At 66.2% G+C, this 19,490-nt stretch carries 22 protein-coding genes; 15 read left to right on the top strand and 7 right to left on the bottom strand.

The genetic code is table 11. The features are described from left to right. Positions 1-323: 323 nt before the first annotated feature. On the top strand, positions 324-614 hold the full coding sequence (locus tag QRN16_RS09540) for a hypothetical protein (protein ID WP_285185893.1): 291 nt from the start codon (positions 324-326) through the stop codon (positions 612-614). 220 nt (positions 615-834) lie between these two features. Here QRN16_RS09540 and QRN16_RS09535 read toward each other — a convergent pair whose 3' ends face one another. From QRN16_RS09535 to QRN16_RS09520, 4 genes are all read right to left on the bottom strand, one after another. Then, the gene (locus tag QRN16_RS09535; RefSeq protein ID WP_027505529.1) at positions 835-1,863 is read right to left on the bottom strand and encodes an LLM class flavin-dependent oxidoreductase; all 1,029 of its coding nucleotides are present in this window, start codon (positions 1,861-1,863) and stop codon (positions 835-837) included. Between the two features lie 521 nt (positions 1,864-2,384). Continuing rightward, a complete protein-coding gene (locus tag QRN16_RS09530) occupies positions 2,385-2,555 on the bottom strand; it encodes a hypothetical protein (protein ID WP_155957004.1) in 171 nt (56 codons plus the stop codon). Continuing rightward, positions 2,552-2,767, bottom strand: a complete 216-nt coding sequence (locus QRN16_RS09525; protein WP_261769312.1) for a hypothetical protein — start codon at positions 2,765-2,767, stop codon at positions 2,552-2,554. Before QRN16_RS09525 ends, QRN16_RS09530 begins: the two co-directional genes overlap by 4 nt. A 396-nt stretch (positions 2,768-3,163) precedes the next feature. Beyond that, complete coding sequence (locus QRN16_RS09520) at positions 3,164-4,465, bottom strand: alpha-hydroxy-acid oxidizing protein (protein ID WP_285186162.1); 1,302 nt, start codon at positions 4,463-4,465, stop codon at positions 3,164-3,166. 549 nt (positions 4,466-5,014) lie between these two features. On the opposite strand from QRN16_RS09520, the gene QRN16_RS09515 reads away from it, so the two are divergent. Continuing rightward, entirely contained in the window at positions 5,015-5,887 is an 873-nt protein-coding gene (locus QRN16_RS09515; protein ID WP_285185886.1) for an alpha/beta fold hydrolase, read from the top strand. Positions 5,888-6,048: 161 nt separating this feature from the next. On the opposite strand, the gene QRN16_RS09510 is transcribed toward QRN16_RS09515, so the two are convergent. Beyond that, on the bottom strand, positions 6,049-6,855 hold the full coding sequence (locus QRN16_RS09510; protein WP_285185884.1) for a MerR family transcriptional regulator: 807 nt from the start codon (positions 6,853-6,855) through the stop codon (positions 6,049-6,051). A gap of 108 nt (positions 6,856-6,963) precedes the next feature. Between QRN16_RS09510 and QRN16_RS09505 the strand changes: the two genes are divergently transcribed. The 3 genes from QRN16_RS09505 (at position 6,964) to QRN16_RS21840 (ending at position 9,037) form a co-directional block, all read left to right on the top strand. After that, on the top strand, positions 6,964-7,353 hold the full coding sequence (locus tag QRN16_RS09505) for an ArsR/SmtB family transcription factor (RefSeq protein WP_285185882.1): 390 nt from the start codon (positions 6,964-6,966) through the stop codon (positions 7,351-7,353). Positions 7,354-7,357: 4 nt separating this feature from the next. Further along, on the top strand, positions 7,358-8,005 hold the full coding sequence (locus QRN16_RS09500) for an SRPBCC family protein (RefSeq protein WP_056448793.1): 648 nt from the start codon (positions 7,358-7,360) through the stop codon (positions 8,003-8,005). A gap of 204 nt (positions 8,006-8,209) precedes the next feature. Next, positions 8,210-9,037, top strand: coding sequence for a VOC family protein (locus QRN16_RS21840; RefSeq protein ID WP_414891996.1), 828 nt, complete (start codon positions 8,210-8,212; stop codon positions 9,035-9,037). A 47-nt stretch (positions 9,038-9,084) separates the two neighbouring features. Here the strand turns inward: QRN16_RS21840 and QRN16_RS09490 are convergent, their stop codons facing one another. After that, the gene (locus tag QRN16_RS09490) at positions 9,085-9,222 is read right to left on the bottom strand and encodes a hypothetical protein (protein ID WP_285185879.1); all 138 of its coding nucleotides are present in this window, start codon (positions 9,220-9,222) and stop codon (positions 9,085-9,087) included. A 39-nt stretch (positions 9,223-9,261) separates the two neighbouring features. Between QRN16_RS09490 and QRN16_RS09485 the strand changes: the two genes are divergently transcribed. From QRN16_RS09485 to QRN16_RS09460, 6 genes are all read left to right on the top strand, one after another. After that, positions 9,262-9,477 carry a hypothetical protein gene (locus QRN16_RS09485; RefSeq protein ID WP_285185877.1) on the top strand — a complete coding sequence of 72 codons (216 nt, stop codon included), beginning with the start codon at positions 9,262-9,264 and terminating at the stop codon, positions 9,475-9,477. 307 nt (positions 9,478-9,784) lie between these two features. After that, a complete protein-coding gene (locus QRN16_RS09480; RefSeq protein WP_285185875.1) occupies positions 9,785-10,387 on the top strand; it encodes a hypothetical protein in 603 nt (200 codons plus the stop codon). 279 nt (positions 10,388-10,666) lie between these two features. Further along, entirely contained in the window at positions 10,667-10,870 is a 204-nt protein-coding gene (locus tag QRN16_RS09475; protein ID WP_027505531.1) for a three-helix bundle dimerization domain-containing protein, read from the top strand. 584 nt (positions 10,871-11,454) lie between these two features. Beyond that, complete coding sequence (locus tag QRN16_RS09470) at positions 11,455-11,715, top strand: hypothetical protein (protein ID WP_285185873.1); 261 nt, start codon at positions 11,455-11,457, stop codon at positions 11,713-11,715. Between the two features lie 90 nt (positions 11,716-11,805). Continuing rightward, positions 11,806-11,985 carry a hypothetical protein gene (locus QRN16_RS09465; RefSeq protein ID WP_285185871.1) on the top strand — a complete coding sequence of 60 codons (180 nt, stop codon included), beginning with the start codon at positions 11,806-11,808 and terminating at the stop codon, positions 11,983-11,985. A gap of 51 nt (positions 11,986-12,036) precedes the next feature. Next, positions 12,037-12,762: a hypothetical protein gene (locus QRN16_RS09460; protein WP_285185869.1), complete on the top strand. Its 726-nt coding sequence runs from the start codon at positions 12,037-12,039 to the stop codon at positions 12,760-12,762. A 211-nt stretch (positions 12,763-12,973) separates the two neighbouring features. Here QRN16_RS09460 and poxB read toward each other — a convergent pair whose 3' ends face one another. Then, positions 12,974-14,707 (bottom strand): ubiquinone-dependent pyruvate dehydrogenase, encoded by a 1,734-nt coding sequence (gene poxB / locus QRN16_RS09455; protein WP_056448978.1) that lies wholly within the window; start codon positions 14,705-14,707, stop codon positions 12,974-12,976. A 227-nt stretch (positions 14,708-14,934) separates the two neighbouring features. Here poxB and QRN16_RS09450 point away from each other — a divergent pair, with 227 nt between their 5' ends. From QRN16_RS09450 to QRN16_RS09435, 4 genes are all read left to right on the top strand, one after another. Next, on the top strand, positions 14,935-15,135 hold the full coding sequence (locus tag QRN16_RS09450; RefSeq protein ID WP_285186157.1) for a helix-hairpin-helix domain-containing protein: 201 nt from the start codon (positions 14,935-14,937) through the stop codon (positions 15,133-15,135). A 125-nt stretch (positions 15,136-15,260) separates the two neighbouring features. Further along, complete coding sequence (helR, locus tag QRN16_RS09445) at positions 15,261-17,372, top strand: RNA polymerase recycling motor ATPase HelR (RefSeq protein ID WP_285185865.1); 2,112 nt, start codon at positions 15,261-15,263, stop codon at positions 17,370-17,372. Between the two features lie 135 nt (positions 17,373-17,507). Continuing rightward, a complete protein-coding gene (locus tag QRN16_RS09440; protein WP_285185863.1) occupies positions 17,508-18,023 on the top strand; it encodes a DUF3995 domain-containing protein in 516 nt (171 codons plus the stop codon). Continuing rightward, complete coding sequence (locus QRN16_RS09435) at positions 18,020-19,447, top strand: serine hydrolase domain-containing protein (protein WP_285185862.1); 1,428 nt, start codon at positions 18,020-18,022, stop codon at positions 19,445-19,447. Before QRN16_RS09440 ends, QRN16_RS09435 begins: the two co-directional genes overlap by 4 nt. Positions 19,448-19,490: the final 43 nt, after the last annotated feature.

Below are 19,490 nucleotides of genomic sequence, written 5' to 3'. Positions count from 1 at the left end.
CACCCGAACTGTGGTGGCCCCGTGTGGTCATGTGACTTTTAATCCGCGCTGCTCAGGTGGACTTTCGTGGTCCCACTCGGCTTCCTGGATTTCGCCGGGCATAGTCACTGGGTCCGGGGTTCGAGTCCCTGTGGGCGCACCACAAAGGGCCCCTGATCAGCAGTTAGCTGGTCAGGGGCTCTTCTGGTTTCGGTGCCACTCACTACTTATTCATGACTGCAACTCGAAACTCGAGGTTTCGGGTCTTCTCGGCAATATCGAACGACGCATTGTGCCTGCTCAGGCGGCTGCAAAGTTGTCTGTACCGGGTCCAATGAACTGCGGTGCAGGCTGCTCGCGCCCACTGCGACGCCTGGGGTGCCACTGTCCGCTACATCGAGAATTCGGACGGCGACATCGTCCCCCGGGCGGAGTGGGAGTTGCTGTGGATCGTGGGAGCGCCCCTGCCGTACATCTACACCGTCGAACTCCGCTCTCCGATCTCGACCGGGGGCGACGAGCTCATCACCGCACTGTGGACCACCACCGAACGCTGCACGCCGATATGGGTGGGCACGTCGGCGTCCCCGAATACGCCAGCGACGAGGCGGACCGATTCTTCACCCGGCACCTGAGACAAGGCCGGCCCTACCCGTCGATTGGATCGGCGACTGTGAATCGAATCTTTCCCGGGCGGGGCACAATGCAATCTCGCGCCAGAGCCCGCCGTCCGAACTTGGACGGCGGGCGAAGATCCACGGAATCTACGTGGGCTGGGAATCGAGATCGAACGCGCCCGAGCAATTCCGCAGAACCGGCCGTAGGTCCGCTAGCTTGTCATGATCAAGCCCACGGTCAGAGATCGGCCACCAGCGGTGCGACCTCCGTTCCCAGTAGCTCGATGCCGCGGAGCAGATCACTGTGAGCCAAGCGGGGATTGGTCATCTGCAGGGACAGCCGATCCACACCGCCGAGCTGTTCGCCCACTCGCGCGATCTTGTCGGCCACCGTCTGCGGGTCACCCATGAAAAAGGCACCGTTAGGTCCGGACGTGGCATCGAACTGCGCTCGGGTCGGTCGCGCGAATCCTCGCTCCCGCGAGATCTTCGTGAACATCTCGTTCCACCCGGGGTAGATGGTGTCCGCCGCCGCCTGCGTGCTCTCCGCGACGAACCCGAACACGTGCAGGCCCACCTTCAATTTCTCCGGCGCATGACCTGCCTGCGCACCCGCGCGGCGGTACAGATCGACGAGCGGCGCGAACTGGCGCGGCTCACCGCCGATGATCGCGATCATCAGCGGCAACCCCAACAGACCTGCGCGAGCGAATGATTCGGGACTGCCGCCGACACCCACCCAGATCGGCAGAGGATCCTGCATCGGACGCGGATAGATGCTCTGCCGCGTCAGCGCCGGCCGGTGCTTGCCCGACCACGTCACCTCGACGTTGTCCCGGATCTGCAGCAGCAGCTCGAGCTTCTCGATGAACAGCGAGTCGTAGTCGGCCAGGTCCAGACCGAACAGGGGGAACGACTCGGTGAACGAGCCGCGGCCCACGACCAGATCCGTCCGCCCCTTCGAGATCAAATCCAGGGTGGCGAATTCCTGGAAAACTCGCACCGGATCGTCCGCGCTGAGTACCTTGACCGCACTGCCCAGCCGGATTCGTTCCGTGCGAGCTGCCGCGGCCGCGAGGATGATCGATGGAGCGGAATCGAAGTACTCGCTGCGGTGGTGCTCGCCGATCCCGAACGAGTAAAGACCCACCCGGTCGGCGAGGGTGATCTCCTCGAGCAGGTGCTCCATTCGCTCGGCAGCGCCGATCACGCGGCCGTCGGTCGGATCGGTCACGGAGGACACGAAGCTGTCCACACCTACATGCATTGCTGAACCTCTCGGTCGGGGCCACGACGTCGACCCTGGTTTAGTTTACAAGTCAACCATCTCGACCGAGAAACTGTTCCCAGGGCTACCCACCTCTCCGCGCCCCTGATCGGCACGGCTGCTGATCAGGGGCCCTTTGTGGTGCGCCCACAGGGACTCGCACCCCGGACCTTTACTGACACTCGACGGCTATGCCGCCCCGCAACCTGGCACCCGGGGCGGCAACTGGGACAAGAACACAACCCAGCTCGACGAGCACCGCCTCGCGCAGTACAGCCAGACACAGCTACCTCGACCGAGCCGGGAGAAACACTCCATGACCGAGCCTCTCAGCTTCGAGGTCGTGGTATCGAGACGGCGGCGATACGCCGCAGCGACGGATGGACCGTGTACAGCCCTTCTCGGGCTGAGCGCACTGATCGGTCGGTTCCCCGAGCAACGCCACAGCGAAAGACAAGTGTTCTACGCCCGCTGCGCCAGTTGGTGTTCACCTTCCAAGCAGCCGCTGCACCGCTGGAAGGTCAGGTCAGATCAGGCGGTGGCGTGGTGGGACGGCCGGCAGCAGTGTCGCGAAGCCACTGCGGTACCTCTCGTCCGCTTCGCTCGCGGATGGCGATGGAGGCGCGGGCAGCGGCAGCAGCCACCCTGGGCCGCTCGGCCGGTCGGTCACTGCGTTCCTCGGTGGCGGTCATCGGGGGTCCTCCTGCTGCTCGCTCTGGCTGTCAGTGTCCTCGGTTTCGGTCGGCGGCACCAGCGCCCGCCGTGCCGCTGCACGGTCGGTGACAGCGACCAGAACGTCTTCCTCGGTCCTGGTGGTCAGCGCCGAGTCGGTGACCGTGGCGTAGATGTCCCGGCCGAGTTCGGCCTCGTCGCCGTTGTCACTGGTGTGCGTTCGAGGCACCATGTGATGCGTTGCCAGGCCTGGGCGCGCTTGTCTGCGACAGTGCGTTGTCGGACGGTGAGAGGAACGCCGACGACGGCGAGGACCAATAGACGAGATGTGGTACGTCGTCTCCATGCACGTCGCTGGGGTCCGGTCGTACCCGAGGGTGTCGGCGTGGTCATGGTGGCGTCCTGTATTCACTCGGCCGCGGCCCGAACGACTTTGCTCGCAGTGCGTTTGGGTGGTCTTGCTGTTTCGTCTGTGGGCGATCGCCTTGATGATCGGAGCTGAGCTGCGAGTGATCGGCACACCGGGATGCCGGACGGCGGTTCGCCGTCCAGGGTCTGTTGTATTCGCGAGGAAAGTAGGGTTCGCGCCGCGGCTCCGTCGTGGCTCACTGCGCTGCACTCGATCGTGTCATGGTGCTCGCCACAGGGAGTCTCGATCGATGCTGTCGGGTGAGCAGTGGCCGGCGAGTGCCATGACGAGGTCGAATTCGGCAACGATATTGGCGACGACGTCGGCGGCACCGGCGGCACCGGCCAGAGCGAGTCCGTACATGTGCGGTCTGCCGATGCACACGGCGTCGGCGCCCAGGGCGAGTGCCTTGAACACATCCGACCCTGATCGGATTCCGGAGTCGAACAACACCCTCACGCGTCCGTCGACTGCGTCGACGACCCCCGGCAAAGCGTCAGCGGCTCCGATCGCTCCGTCGATCTGTCGTCCCCCGTGGTTGGACACCACGATTGCGGCGACGCCGAGATCGACGGCGCGTCGGGCGTCGTCCGGATGCAGAACGCCTTTCAAGACGATCGGCAGGGACGTGCGGTCCTGCAGTCCGGCGATGTCGTTCCAGTTCAAGCTTTCTCGCGAGTAGATGTCGGTGAACGTCGTCACCGCGGTGCGCGGCTCGGGCGACAGGAGATTGGCCACGGTGCTGCCCGGTGCGTTCCGTGCGATCGAGAACAGGGTGCACAGCGCGGACAGTGCACTCGACGGGCCCGTGATGGGGAGATTCGGCTTTTCGGCGCCGGCCGCCAGGCGCTCCGCGACGATCGAACGGAACCGAGCATCCGAGGTGTACTGGCTGATGCCGATGCCACGTGAGAACGGTAGCGACCCAAGGTTGAGGTCCTGTGGTCGCCATCCCAGCAGTGTCGTGTCGAGGGTCACCGTGATCGCACTGGCACCGGAGCGCTCGGCCCGCGTGAGCAGGGAATCGACCAGGTCGTCGTCGGTCGACCAGTAGAGTTGGAACCACCTCGGGGACCCGGGCGCGATCCGGTCCATGCCGGCAGCGACCTCCTCCATCGCGACGGACCCCTGGTTGGAGAAGATGTAGGGAAGTCCCAGTGTGGCGGCGGCTTGGCCGATCAACAGATCTGCCTGTCGATGCACTGCGCCCCCGGCTCCGACCGGAGCGAACAACACGGGTGCCGGAAGCGTGAGGCCGAGGAGTTCGCTTTCGGTGGTTCTCGCAGACACGTCCCGAAGGACCCGAGGCACGATGTTCCACCGGTCGAGAGCGCGGCGGTTGTTGTCCATCGTGGTGCCGGAGCCGGCCCCACCCGCAATGTAGGCACGCGCTCGGTCGGACATCTTCGTGAGTGCACGCCGTTCCAATCCCGGGAAATCCGTGGGAACAGTCGGTGTTCGTCCGGCCACCCCCGCTGTGTAGATGTGGTTTTGGCGTTCGCGTCCGGTGGAGAGTGGCATGTGCGGATCCGTTCCCGAGTCGTGGCCCACTTGGTCGGCATTGCCGTCGACCGATCGATGGTGCGTCGGCATGGCGGGGACGGTACACGAGCTCGGATTAGCGATGAATGCGCAGCTCAAGGGTGTGCAGCGGCACAAATTCGGTGAGGTGCCCGTGTGCGCGGTTGCCCTTGCGTCCTCGTCCGCCTCGTCGTTCACCTACAAGGTTGTGCGCCGTCTCGTCATGAAAGCCGTTGCCCGTGCGACCGGGGTACCTGACAGCAATGATTCCCGACTTCTATTGCGGTCTCATCGGAACCGTGATGGTCCCACATGGTCATGTGACTCTTGATCCACGCTACTGAGGTGGGATTCATGGTCCCACTGGATTTCCGAGTTCGGCCGGGGACAGTCACTGGGTCCGGGGTTCGAGTCCCTTCTGGTTCAGATGCTACTCACTACTTTCTTCGAGACCGTGGACCACAGGTCTGACGGCGAGGTACCGATGTGACGTCGACACGGCGTGCCTGTCCGGTGATGAGTTCGGCAGCGCACCCGAGTCGACACGGCATGACTACACACACGCTCGCCGTTTCCGGCGCCACCATCACCTACGACGTCCATGGTCCACTGACCTCGGATACACCCCTGTTGCTCATCGGTTCACCGATGGATGCGAGTGGGTTCACCACGCTCCGTACGCATTTCATCGATCGACCGGTCGTGACCTACGACCCACGCAACACCGGCCGCAGCGTCTGTGGCGAACCCACGGCTGCGGTCACGCCGTGGCAGCACGCCGACGATCTGGATTCGCTGATCACAGCGCTGGGGTCCGGACCTGTCGACGTGTTCGCGTCGAGCGGCGGCGCGGTCAACGCCCTCGTCTGCGTCGAACGCCGGCCGGGCGCGATCCGAACTCTCGTCGCCCACGAGCCACCCGCCGGTGGTGCACTCGCTGACCACAACCACATCTCGGCTGCCTGCACGCACATGGTGGAGTCCTACGACGCGGCGGGGACGGGGCCGGCGATGGCCGAGTTCATCCGCCTGGTGATGCACCGCGGTCCTGTCGACGACGCGTACCTCGCAGGGCCGGCGCCGGACCCGGCGCAGTTCGGACTCCCGACCGAGGACGACGGTTCTCGTACCGATCCGCTGATGTCGAACATGCGTGGACTGGGCGTCGATTACGTGCCCGACGTGGAGCGTCTGACGGCAGCGTCGACTCGCATCGTCATCGCGGTAGGCGAAGAGTCCGGTGGGCCTGAGGACGGCGAGATGGCCGGTCGTGCAGCGTATGCGGTCGCCCGGCTGTTGGGTCAGGACGCCGTCGTCTTCCCTGGCGGGCATCAGGGTTTTCTCGGTGGTGAGTACGGTCAGACGGGTCGGCCCACCGAATTCGCTGCTGCGCTACGAGAGTGTCTCGACACCGTGGGGTGACGGTGGCGCCGTGCGCCTGATCGAACGACACTGTGTGCGAACAAGACTCGATTCGCTCGCCTGTCGAACGGTGGCCGAGCTCGTGTCGTGTGGAGGGAGGCGATGCTGTGGTGGACGGAATTGGGAGGCGGTATTTCGTGACACACACCGGACGGAGTTCTTCATCGGGGTGGTGAGTGGAAGAACCACTGCTGACCTTCCGGATCGCGGGCGCCCCATTCCCGCACCCCGTACGGCTGGTCGATCGGTTCCTCGATGACCTCGGCACCCGCGGCGGTGCAGCGCCGGTGATGTTCGTCGACGTCGTCGACCACGATGACTGTCATGCCTGTGGCGGCCCCCAGTCGCGCCGGAGGCTGATAGCCCTCACCACAGGGGTGCAGCCAGATGACGTGGTGACCGGCGCGCACCTCCGCATGCACCACGGCGCCGTCGTCGTCGACGTGCAGTGGGCCGGCCGACAGGCCCAAGACGTGCACCAGATGATCGTGGGCAGCGGCCAGGTCGTCGTAGACCAGCATCGACGTCGTTTCGCGGATCGGTGTCTCGAGCATGGTCATCTCCTCGATCGTGGAGAACAATTGTTCGGTGGAAAGACCCTCCACTTCCTGGAGGGCCGTGGCGATGTCGCTGAGCCGTGTGACCAATCGAGTGGCGACCGACGCGGTATGTCGAGCATCGACGAGGTGGTTGGCGACGGCTTCTTCGAGCTGCCATTGCGACTGGGAGAGCAGGTCGGCTATGTGGTCCAACGGGAAACCCAGGCGCCGCAACACGCGGATCCGATACAGCCGTTCAGCATCGGCAGCGCTGTAGAGCCTGTGTCCTGACGTGGAACGCTGGGAGGGGGTCAGCAACCCGATCTGGTCGTAGTGGTGCAACGCACGCACCGACAGTCCGGTCCGCTGCGCCAAGGCGCCCACCTTCCACACCTCGCCCGAGCCCTCTCGGATTGCATTCTCGCTCACACCAATGACGCTAGAACCTCACGCCGCGTCAGGAGCAACTCCTCCGAGTCGGACGCTCTGCAAAACCCGACCGTCACATATATAAGTCAGCACTGATACAGTTCGCCTGTGCACGCGTTCGACGTCCTCGGCGACCCGGTTCGTCGGCGCATCCTGGAACTGCTCGTCGATGGTGAGCGCACGTCGGGCGCGATCACGGACGTGATCAGAGCCGAGTTCGCGCTGTCGCAACCGGCCGTCTCCCAGCACCTTCGTGTCCTTCGCGAGCACGGCTTCTCGTCGGCCCGGGCAGAGGGGACTCGTCGGTACTACACCGTGGAGTCCGCGCCGCTGCTGGAGGTCGACGCGTGGTTGAGTCCGTTCCGTCGATTCTGGGATCAACGACTCGACGCACTGGAGACCGAGCTCGCGCGTGGTCGCCGCGCCGCTGGCAGACACCACTCACCGCTGGCCCAGAAAGGTTCTGGGTCGACAAGAATGACCGACCGTGAGGAGTAGGACGATGAAAGATGTATTCGATGAACTCGCCGCCGCCCGCCGGACGATGGGCACGGCCACACTTCCTGCCGGTGGGGCCTACACGGTGGAGTTGACGCGTCGCTACGACGCGGATCCAGACGACGTGTGGGACGCCATCACGAATCCGGAACGCCTGAGTCGTTGGATGAAACCGGTCACGGGTGACCTGCGTCCGGGGGGCGTGTTCGAGCTGGACGGCGGCGAGCACGGCGACATTCTCCGATGCGAGCCACCGCGCATACTGCGGGTGTCCTGGATGTTCGGCCCCGGCGCCGACGAGTGGCCTGGTACGAGTGAGGTCGAGGTGCGCCTGGCGCCTGATTCGTTGGGGGGCACCGAGTTCGAACTCGTCCATTCCATCGCTGTCGGGGAGCCGATGTTTCCCACCTACGGCCCGGGTGCCGGCGGCGTCGGTTGGGACCTGCATCTCCTCGCCCTCGCCTCGATTCTCGACGGCGCAGTTCTCGACCATCAGAATTTCGCGGCATCACCCGCCGGTGCCGACTTCACCCGCCGAAGCGCCGCCGCCTGGGGTGAGGCCCACCTCGCCGGTGGCGGCGACCCCGACCACGTCGCGGCTGCGGTCGAGGCCACCATCGACTTCTACCTGACCACCCGGTATTCCGAGTGAGGTAGAGATGGTATCGACGCCGACGGAGCCATAGTCGCAGTGAACACCCACGCATGAGGGGTGAGAGGCCCACTGTCTGTGGCCTGTCCTGGCCTCGTTCTTCCACGGTTCACCGATCACGCCGGAGCACGTCGCTGCGGTGTGATGAGTTTCCGGGCGCTGATCGGTCACAACCTGGACGCTGACCGATGCAAAGGAATGAGCATGCAGATCACGGATACCCTGGCCGTCCTGTTCGTCGACGATCACGACGCCGCCATCGACTGGTACACGAAACTGTTCGGCCGCACGTTCGATCGACGGCCGATGGACCCCGACGCCGAATGGGACCTCGGCGACGGACGCGGAGTTCAGGTCTACCTCGACCCGGCACGGGCCGGCGGTCATGATGTCGTCCTCGGCGTGCCCGACCTCGACAGCACGCTGTCGGAGCTCCGCTCTCGCGGAATCGACGCCGAAAAGTTCACGGTCCCTTCAGGGCAGTTCGAGCTCGCCATGCTCACCGACCCCGCCGGCAACACCGTGATCCTGTCCCGGTCATTGGTCGGTACGATGTCCGGGACCGAGCGGTACATCTCGCACCGCACGATGGCTGCGTCACCGTCGGACATCTTCGCGTTTCTGACCGACCCCGACAAACACCAACACACCGAGCCGACCGACTGGGTCCGCGGCGCCGTCGACTCTGCCCGAATCGTGGGTCCTGGACAATCATTCGCGATCAACATGTATCTCGACGAAGCGGGAGGCGAGTACGTGATGCACAACGTCGTCACCGCGTTCGAGCGAGACCGCCACATCGCGTGGCTTCCGTGTACGCAGAACACCTCCGGCGGCCTCGACGCAGGGGGATGGTGGTGGCGTTACGACCTGGCACCGCACGACGACGGAACGCGGGTGACCCTCACGTACGACTGGGCGGATACCCCCGCGGCGATACGAGAGCAGATCGGCGGCCTCCCGGCGGTTCCGCCGACCTTCCTCGACGAATCGCTGGCGTCGCTGGACGCCGCAGTCCGGAGCGGCCGGTGACGCCCCCGCTGAGTCTCCTGGATCCGCTCCTCGGCCGGTGGCGAAGCTCAGGCGTCGTGCTGGATCGACACGGAGAACCTGACGGCGAGATAGCGGGTACGGACACGTACTCCATACTGCCGGGCGGGCAATGGATCACCCACGACGTCGATGTCGTCGTGGGCGCGCAGCACGCACTCGTTCACGAAGTCATCGGAGGATCGCACCCCGACGGGGGATGGCTCATGTACGCCTTCGACGATTCCGCCGAACCCGGGCTCACGCGGCTGTCGATGCACGACTCCGAACTGCTCCTTCTGGAGGGGGACGGCATTCGTAGCTGGTTCCACATCAGAGCCGGCCCCGACCACATGACGGCTCGTTGGGAACGGTCCGACGGCAGCAGCTGGACGACGTGGATGGCGATGCGATTCGACACACTCGGTGAAGCGGAGACGTGACGACGGTGACTGGATCGGCCGAGCTACCGGTGAACGGGTGACGCGGCAGCGATCGACGGCACGAGCGTCGCCGAGATGAACGGTGAATGATCACTGGTCAGCCGATCTCGATGTCGAGGTGCGCCCTGATTGCCGTGTGTGCACGTCGGACGCTCGCGCGAGGTCGATCGCAGCATCGTGAGGACGCCGAAGGGAGACAGTCGCTCTTGCGGTCATCATCGCCTCTGTTCATACTGGCGGCTACCGAGAGCACCGCTCTCCATGACCGAGGAGCCCGATGCGTTCACGCCCGACACTCCTGCTGCTCGTGACCACAGGACTCCTGTTCGCTCTCTACGCGACCCTGCGCCCGTACTCCACCGAGGTCGGCAGCGAAGGCGCCCGAGCCTTCGCATCGCCACTGTGGGTAGCGGCTCACGTCGCTGCGATGCTCGGTTTCACGTGTCTGGTGTTCGTCGCGCGCCAGGCGCACGCGGGTGCACTCGTCGACACGACCGTCATCCTCGGTTTCGCCTTGGTGCTGCCCTATTACGGCGCCGAGACGTTCGCGCTGTACGCGGTGGGACAAGACGCCCTCGACACAGGCCACACGGATCTCCTCGAACTCGCCGACCCCATCCGCTACGGCGTGGTCCAGGTGAGTATGTTCGGCGTCGGTCTGATGCTGATCGCGGCCGGAGTCGTGATGCTGGCAGTGCGCACCGGGGGCGTCGGCGCCACAGTGTTCGCGGCGGGTTTCGTCCTGTTCCTACCGCAGTTCTTTGCTCCGCCGTGGATTCGCATCGCTCACGGCCTGCTGATTCTGGTCGGCGCCGTACTGCTGGCCCGCCGTATCGCCACCGGCACTGACGCCGGCGCGTCGAGTGGCGACCCGCAGTCGGCCGCTGGTGACGTCAGCGCTGCCAGGTAGCACGGCTCACGTGACCCGCCTCAGAATGCAGCTCGGTGCGGCGGTGCAGGCGAGGTCGCACGCCATAGATCTCGGCGTCGCCGCATCGTTCGGATGCGGCGATACTTCGGGCGATCACCGCACGATCGGTTCCCCGTCGTCGATGAGGAACGTCGCCGATCGCACCGTCCGCGTGGACAGGCTCGGACGCGAGAATGAATGAGCAGAGTGATCGTTACTGCTGCGAACAATATCGTCGAAACCTTGACTCGGTCCTGACACGAGGTCGATTCTGAGTAAATGACAACCACCAACGAATCGGAGCATCTCGCGGCGGTGCAGGACCGGCTCACCGCCGCCCTGCCCGGGGTGAGCCGACACGACATCGAACAGACCGTGGCGGCCGAGTACGCCCGCTTCGAGGGACGCTCGGTGCGCGACTTCGTGCCGCTGTTCGTCGAGCGCAACGCACGAGAGGCACTGCGCTCCGTCGCACCGCACTGACACCACCTGTCGCACAGCAATACACGGCCGCCCAGAACGCGGGCGACCGTGCACGGTGCGGCCATTCACCGATCGGATCAGGCTTGCTGCGGCGCGGATCAGATCGGCCCGGGGTGTGTCAGCTGAAGAAGCTGAGTCCGTCGAGGAAGTCGCCGCTGCCGCCGAAGATGTCGGACAGGGCGCCAAGGAAGTCGACGAAGCTTGCGAGGTCGGTGATCATGGGAGCTCCCGTGGTCGAGTGGTGGTGGCAGGAATGCCTGTTCATTGGTACCGAGCATTGGTGAACGAACGGTGGATCATCGGTTGTCCCAATGGGGTTGCCGCCGTGAACGGTTCCGATCAGACCGGGGTGATCACCAGCAGCTGAGCCCAGTACGCGGCGGTGTGCTCACCGAGGTAGGGGAGCAGGGGGTCGAAGAGGATGTAGGACATCGGGGGGGGCTCCTCGGGTCGGGTCATGGTGGGGCTGCGCCGAGTGAGGGGTGCCCGCTCCGCAGGTGGTCGGAGTGGCGGTGCGGTGAACAGCGGGTGTCGACTCGGCTCACCGCCGGGTGGGACGGCTCGTCGGCCGCGATGATGGTGCGATGAGCACGAGTCAGGCCGAGGGCCTTCGCGGGATGATCGAGTTCGCGCGTCGGTGGTTGCCCTACGGCGGCGGTCCTGACGAGGAGATCCTCGTGACGTTCGGTGTCCCCGGGTATCAGTTCCACGAGCGGCTCGCTCGTATCCTCGACAGCGGCGACCCGACGGTGGCGCAGGCGTTGTCGGCGCCCGAGATCGCGGCGCTGCGCCTGCAGTGCCGTACCCGCTCGCTGCATCGTCACAACGTCCCCGCCTGGCAGTGACCCACTGGTCCTCGAAACGCCTCGTCAGCTGCCGCTGAGTCGTCCTCGACGAGACTCACCGCGACTGCGCGAGGTGGGATGCTTCCAGCCATGACCGGTCGACACGTGGGACTCGCGTTGTTTCTGGTGGTGACGGTTGCTCTCGCGTCCTACGGCGTCCTGACCACTCCTGACCCGAGGTCGGTCGCCGAGATCGGTTCGGCCGATCGCTTCGTCTGCGCGTTGCCACAGGACGTCGGCGGCTATCTCGCGGCCCCGCCGCCGCAGTAGAGCGTCGCTCCCCGTTCGGCGCGGGGCACGGTGCCCGAGGGGTTCGAGCCGGTGGCAGCCGTGGTGTGCGACATCGGTATCGGAGACCACGTCGAGGCCGACGGGACCGTGACCTACGTCGAACGCCGCTACGCCGGGGACTTCGGCAGCGCTGTGCGGGAGCTGAACGGGCCGCCCACACGTCGCTCGATCTTCGACGCCGAATGTCTGGCGTCCGTGCTCGCTGCGGCGCCGGTCGACATGTGGCTCGTCGACGTGGACGGCCGCGCCGTACAACCGTCGTACCCGCGTGGTGACTGCGGCCTGGACAACACCCTGGGACTCGCCAAGATTCTCGAGCTCCCGGAGGTAGAGGCCACCGAACACCGCGTCCGCCTCGATGCTGCCGGGATCACCTACTTCTACTCGTGCTCGCCGATCGTCTCGACACCGGTGCCGGGGTCTCGGTCGCTACTCGACCTGACGTCGACACCGTCCGGGTTCTGCCGCTTCGACACCGCCGGGCCCGATCTGATGTTCACCGGGGCGGATCGGTACGAATCCGAGCCGTACCTCGACTGGAACGCCGCCTTCATCGACGTCGAGCCCGCCGGGCCCTGCGGTGAACGCGCGACGTCGCTGGCGACCACCTCGACGCAGTCCACGATCGGGGACGAGTTGGTCATGATCGACGTCCACATCGAACTCGACGGGTGCCGGCGCATCCTGGCCGACGGCTTCACTCCGTTGTCGGCGCCCGCCTCTGTCGTCGACTCGATCGTCAGCGCAGCGTCGTGACCTGACGTCTGTCGGCCACGTCGGGTCGAGCCGTGACGGCCGTGGTTTCCGTTGATCGCCGTTCACGGAGCAGAACGTGGTTGGGGCGCACGTTTCACCACTCGACGCCTGTATGGTTGCGCGTCGACCACGACCGTGGCACCGGATCACGCCAGTCCGGCCGCGATGGCCGCACCGAACGCCCATGTCCAACCGGTGACCAGCACGTCTCTCAGTCGAAGATCCGCCGACGGACATTGGTGTCCGCGAGGTCCACGAGTTCGTCGGCCCGGCCGGACAGGATCGTCCGAATGCCGTACAGCGTGAACCCCTTTGCCTGCTCAAGGGTGATCTTGGGAGGAATGGAGAGCTCCTGTGCCGCGGTGACGACGTCGATGACGGCGGGACCGTCGTACGCGAACGCGTCGATCAGAGCCGCCTCCAGATCCTGCGGCTTCTCCACTCGTCGGCCGAACATCCCCAGAGCCTGTGCCACAGCTGCGAAGTCGGGGTTCTTCAGGTCGGTGCCGTAGTTGACGATGCCGGCAGCCTTCATCTCGAGTTCGACGAAGTTCAACGACGAATTGTCGAAGATGATGACCTTGACCGGCAGACCGCTCTGCATCAACGTGATCAGCTCACCGAAGCCCATCGTCAACCCGCCGTCGCCGGCGAAGGCCACCACCTGCCTTCCGGGCTGAGCGGTCTGCGCACCGATCGCCAAAGGGAGCGCGCAGGCCATCGATCCGTGATTGAACGACCCGAGCAATCGGCGCTTGCCGTTCATCGTCAGGTACCGGGCGGCCCACACGACAGGCGACCCCACGTCGACGGTGAAGACGGCGTCGTCGTCTGCCAGCTCGTTCGCCATGCGCGCCAGATACTCCGGCCGGATGGGTGTGCGGTGCCGGTCGTCCACAGCGAACGAATCGAGATTCTTGCGTGTCTTGCGATAGTGCTTGACCGATGTGTCCAGATGCTTGCTGTCCGTCTTGGCGTGGACACGGGGGAGCAGAGCGTCCACGGTGTCGGCGACGGTACCCACCAAGCCGACGTCCAGGGTCGCTCTGCGGCCCAGGTTCTGGCCGCGGATGTCCACCTGGATGATCTTCGCGTCGTCGGGATAGAAGTTGCGGTACGGAAAGTCGGTGCCCAGCATGAGAAGAACGTCGGCATGCGAGATCGCGCGGTACCCCGAGGCGAAGCCGAGCAGCCCCGTCATCCCCACGTCGTAGGGATTGTCGTATTCGACGTGCTCCTTGCCGCGCAGTGCGTGCACGACAGGAGCCTGCAGCGCGCCGGCGATCTCGAGCAGTTGTCGATGCGCACCCGCCACACCGGCGCCGGCCAGAATGGTGATGTTGTCGGACGAGTTCAGGATCGACGCCGCCTCGTCGAGCGAGGCATCGTCGGGACGCACGTGGGACGTGGTCGCGCGGATGGCCGGGGTGGCCTTTCTCTGTTCGGCATGCGCCAGCAGCACTTCGCCCGGGACGACGACCACTGCGACACCGCGTTCTTCGATCGCCGCCCGCATCGCCATCGCGAACACGTGTTCCGCCATCTCCGGGTCACTGACCAGCTCGCAGTAGACACTGCATTCCTGAAAGAGGTTCTGGGGGTGAGTTTCCTGGAAGTACTGCGATCCGATCTCGCTGCGCGGGATGTGCGCCGCGATCGCGAGCACGGGGACACGGCTGCGGTGCGCGTCGAACAGCCCGTTGATCAGGTGGAGATTGCCGGGACCACAACTGCCGGCGCACACCGCGAGTTCGCCGGTGATCGCCGCGTCACCGGCTGCGGCGAAGGCGGCAGTCTCCTCATTGCGGACGTGCTGCCACGTCATGCCGTCGTTCCGGCGGATCGCGTCGGTGAAGCCGTTCAACGAATCGCCCGGAAGACCGTAGACGTGGGTCACGCCGCTCTCGGTCAGGGTCTGCACGAAATGGTCTGCCACGGTCGCCATGGCGAACAGTATGCGCCGGATCCGCACCGGAAGCGTCGTGGAACGAGTGACCGATCGTCCTGGCTCGGACACTCGTGGAGATCGGTGAGGACCGGCGAAAGCGCTGTGGGCGAATACTGCAGCAGGTGCCCGGGCGAGCTCTGGGGACAGCCGGGCCTATGTCGTCCCGGGGAGCGTCAGAATGGATCCATGCAGAGAAAGACGACGAGCGGAAGGCGGTGAGCAGCATGACGAACGACGCGCCGACCGATCGTGGGCCCGTGTTCGACGGTGTCCGCATCGGTAGGCCTGCGACGGGCGCGTTGATCGACGCCGGGTATCGCACGGTGCTCGACCTTCCGGCGGACCTCGCGGTGTTGTTCGCGCTGCACGGAGTGGGGCCGTCGGCGATCAGGCGGTTGGCCGAGGCGCGCTACGATCGGCGTTGACGGGAACGATCCCTTCCACCTCCAAGATATAGCGCACGGTGGGGCTTGCGGCAAGCCCCCGCGGTCGGCGCAGAATGGCTCGCTCGATGCCATGACCTGCACGTTTTCCCGATCGGAGCCGACCTGTGGACACCGTGTTCGCCCTGCCCCCGCACCGCCGAGCCAAGGCCGACCCCGCCTCGATCGCGGCGGATGATCGACATCTCGCCAGAATCGACGCGGCCCTGCGTCGGTCCCTCGCGGATCTCGAACGACGCCTCGCCCGGACTCGCGCCGCCCCCGGCCGATCCGGCCAGGACGCGATGGAACGTGACCTGGAGACACATCGACTCACCGCCGAGATTCGCGCAGTGCGTCGTGTCGGGCGGGACATGTGTCTCGGGCGACTAGTGCCGGCGGACGGAACGGAGCCGGTGTACGTCGGGCGGCGCGGACTCCTCGACGAGGCCGGTCATACTCTGCTCGTCGACTGGCGCTCACCAGCAGCAGCACCGTTCTTCGCCGCGACCCCGGCACGTCCGATGGGTGTTGCCTGGCGTCGTCGCTACCGGTGGACCGGAGGACGAGTGAGCGATTACTGGGACGAGGCGTTCACCGCCGAGATCCCGCACGGCGCTGTGGCATTGGACGATCGGTCGGCCTTCGTCGCCGATCTCGGGGGGGCGCGGTCGTCCCGCATGCGCGACGTGCTGGGCACCATCGCAGCGGACCAGGATGCGATCGTCCGCGCTCCGTCCCGAGGAGTGCGTGTGGTGGACGGCGGCCCCGGAACGGGAAAGAGCGTGGTCGCACTGCACCGTGCGGCCTACCTTCTGTACGCGGATCCTCAGGTCGGGCACCACCGCGGCGGGGTTCTGGTGATCGGACCGCACGAGCCCTACCTGTCGTACGTCGCCGACGTGCTTCCTGATCTCGGAGAGGACGGCGTCCAGGTGTGCCTGCTCGACGAGATGGTTCCCGAGGGCCGGAATGCAGTGGCGGAGGCCTCACCACGCGCCGCCGCGGTGAAAGGCTCCGCGTCGATGACAGAGATGATCGATCGCGCGATCCGCTTCTACGAGACACCGCCCGCGAACGACATGGTCGTCGAGACCGAGTGGGGTGCAGTGCTGCTCCGGGCAACCGACTGGGCGGAAGCCTTCGCGGCACCCGACGCGGAGACTCCGCACAACGATGCGAGAGAGGAGATCTGGGCGGCGCTGGGCGACATCGTCGTCGACCGCCTCGCCGGCGACGTGTCGGCCGCCGAGCTGACGTCGTCGCTGCGGGAGGTCGACGAGCTTCGCGACAGCGTCGAGTCGTCGTGGACGGTGATCGATGCTCCCGATCTCGTCGCCGACCTCTGGGCCGTGCCGGCATACCTACGCCAGTGCGCGCCCTGGTTGGACGAGGACGACAGGGCCGCGGTCCGCAGAGAGCTCGGTGCTCCCTGGACGACTGCGGATCTCCCTCTTCTGGACGTCGCTCGTCGCCGCCTCGGAGACCCACGGGCGACGACGATGCGCGTGCGCCGTGCCCGGACGATCGCCTCCGAGCGTGCGCGCCGACGCGCAGTGGTCGACGATCTCGTCGAGTCCGACGATTCGGAGCTTCGCGTCATGTCGATGCTCCGCGGCGACGACCTGCAGAACGTGCTGGACGAGACCGAGTTCTCGACGGGCGAACCGGATCGGCTTGCTGGTCCGTTCTCCCACATCGTCGTCGACGAGGCCCAGGAACTGACGGATGCGCAGTGGCAGATGGTCCGTGCCCGCTGCCCGTCGGGCAGTCTCACGGTGGTGGGTGACCGGGCGCAGGCCCACAGCGGTTTCCCGGAATCCTGGGAGGCGCGGCTGGCGCGTGTCGGATTCACCGACGTGGCGGTGTCCACGCTCGACGTCAACTACCGCACACCGGCCGAGATCATGGCCGCGGCCGAACCGGTCATCAGAGCGGTCCTCCCCGACGCGAACGTGCCTCGTTCGGTCCGCAGCACCGGGGTGGGCGTTCGCCAGGCCGGAGTGGACGACCTGGACGCGATTCTCGACGAGTGGGCCGCGGCCGGTGAGGGCGTGGCATGCGTCATCGGTGTGCCGGCTCGGCCGGACACCGAGCGGATCCGTTCTCTGAGCGCACGGTCGGTCAAGGGGCTCGAGTTCGATCTCGTCGTCCTCGTCGAGGGGCCGGGTGTGGACAGCGCCGTCGACCGCTACGTGGCGATGACGCGGGCGACCCGGCAACTCGTGGTGCTGAGCTGATCGACTGGTGCGGGTGGGATGGTTCCGAGACGGCATTCCTGGTGTCCCTCGTCGGTCGAGACCTCGTCTGTCTCAGGGTGGGGTCGGGGTGTTCCCGGATGTTCGGGCGAGCGGAACGTTCCTAGTGTCGATCGTGTGCAGACACCCTCGGGAACGACACGCTTGAGAATGCCTGCGGCGGTGGCCTTTCTCCTCGCTGCGGCAGCCGGGCTGCTGCATGCGGCCGCGAGCGCGTACTGGGCGGCGGGAGGTCGATGGCAGCTCGCCTCGGTGGGGGACTGGGCGGTGACCCTGGCCGACGACCGACCGGTGGCGAGCGGTCTCGCGCTCGGTGTCGTCGCTGTGGTGAAGGCCGGCGCTGCTGTCCTCCCGTGGGTGAACGAGCGGGTCCGAGGCCACCGTTATCGGCAGGTCCGCGTGTGCGGGTGGTGCGCGGGCGGTGTGCTGTTCGTGTGGGGCGCAGTGTCGACGGTGTCCGCGGCTGCGGTGCTCGCCGGCGTCATCGTGCCCGACGGCGGGTACGACCGGACCGCGATGATCGGGCATGCCGTGGTCTGGGATCCGCTGTTCACGGTCTGGGGCGCAGCGCTGCTGACCGGGTTGTGGTTCACCACGCACCGGGCCACAGCGCTGACGGGAGTACGACGATGACCGCGGCACGACGAGTCGTTGCTGTGTTTCTGGGCGCCCTGACACTGCTCGCACTGTCGATCTGCCCAGCGGCCGGTCGAGGGCACGACGAGGAGTCGTTGCAGGGTCTCGTCACTCGGTGGGCCTCGGAGATCGGTGCACCGGGCATGGCCGCACGGATCGTCGACAGCGACGGTGCACGGTCTGCGGCATTCGTGGGAGTCGACGGGGACGGTCACGACATCGACGGGTCGACCCCTTTCGTCTGGGGGTCGGTGTCGAAGCAGTTCGCGGCAGTGACAGCGAGGGGCCTCGAGCGCGAGGGCGTTCTCGATGCGACCAGCCCTGTCGTCGAGGTGGTCCCGCAGGCTCGCCGAGTGCTCTCCGACCCCGCAGTGACCGTCGACGACCTCGTTCATCACACCAGCGGGCTGCCGCACGACATCACCGTCACGGACGAGTGGACCCGAAGGGGTTCCGCGACAGACGCCGTCACCGCCCTCGACGCGCCGAAGGGGGCTGGTCCTCGTGGTGAGTTCCGGTACTCGAGTCTGAACTACCTGCTCCTGCAGGCTGTGATCGAGCAGGCGGCAGGGTCCTCCTACGCGGACGCCGTGCGCCGCGTCGTACTCGATCCCGCCGGTAGTGACGCCATCACCGACCCGCAGCTGTTCGTCGACAGTGTTCCGCGGGGACACGTTCCGTTCTTCGGTTCCACCCGCCCGGTCGACGTCGGTGTCGATTCGGCGGGGTTGGGATACGGCTATCTCGCCGGTTCCATCGATGACCTGGGACGCTATGCGTCGTGGCGACTGCGGGAACGTCACGGCGGCGAAGCCCGGTATCGCGAGGTGCCGACGGCTCAGGGTTCGACCTACGGTGACGGCCTGTTCCACGAGAGGATCGATGGCCACGATGTCTGGTGGCATGCGGGTGCGGTGCCCGGCTACTACACCTACGTCTCTCTGATTCCGTCCCTGGACACAGCAATCGTGGTGGCGGCGAACCGATACGGTGAGATCGAGGCCGATCGACTCGCGGCCGTCGGCTGGAACCTGACGACGTCGGTGACGGGTGGACGGACGAGCGAGCTTCCCGAGTCCTCGGCGTCCACCGTGCTCGGAACGCTCGCTGCGATCATCGCGACGCTGGTGGTCGGCATCGGCGTTCACGCGGTCCGCATCGTCTCGGGCAGGACGCCCCAGCGGACCAGAGGAGTCGCCGTCGTGCGCGGGGTCGTGGCGGTCGGGGTAGGGACAGCGGCCGCTGTCGCCGTCCTGTTCGGACTGTCTGCGACGACCGGCGCGGGGTTGTCGGTGGCAGGCAGGTGGGCGCCGGACGTGGCTCTGCTGGTGTGGGTATTGCTCGTGGCGATCGCTGCGGCCGCCGTGGTCGACGTGCTCGGGCAGGTCGTGGCGTGCCGACGTGTCCGTGGGGCGCAGTGAGGTCAGGCATCGGGAGTGTTGCTGGTGTGCACTCGCCGACGCT

The sequence above is a fragment of the Rhodococcus sp. MEB041 genome, assembly GCF_030208955.1.
Lineage (GTDB): Bacteria > Actinomycetota > Actinomycetes > Mycobacteriales > Mycobacteriaceae > Rhodococcoides.
Note: the sequence above shows the minus strand (reverse complement) of the source record. Positions and strands in the feature narration are given on the sequence as shown.